The sequence below is a fragment of the Halomonas sp. ND22Bw genome, assembly GCF_003011945.1.
GTDB classification, from domain to species: domain Bacteria; phylum Pseudomonadota; class Gammaproteobacteria; order Pseudomonadales; family Halomonadaceae; genus Halomonas; species Halomonas halophila.
Window position 1 is genome coordinate 1 of sequence record NZ_PXWD01001957.1, and the last position, 229, is coordinate 229.

Below are 229 nucleotides of genomic sequence, written 5' to 3' on the forward strand. Positions count from 1 at the left end.
ACCGCGTGCATCGCCTCGCGCACGGGCTCGTTGCCCCGGAAGGCGAAGCTGAGGTTCGAGATGCCGCCCGAGATGTGGGCGTGGGGCAGCGTCTCGCGGATGGTCTTGGTGGCCTCGATGAAGGCGACGCCGTAGCCGTTATGCTCCTCGATGCCGGTGGCGACGGCGAACACGTTCGGATCGAAGATGATGTCCTCGGGCGGGAAGCCGACCTCCTCGGTCAGGACCC

At 67.2% G+C, this 229-nt stretch carries 1 protein-coding gene; it reads right to left on the reverse strand.

Annotated features, from left to right (window positions below):
* Nucleotides 1-229, reverse strand: a 229-nt coding sequence (locus tag CVH10_RS25135; RefSeq protein ID WP_146143450.1) for a dihydropteroate synthase, incomplete at both ends; no start/stop codon positions are given.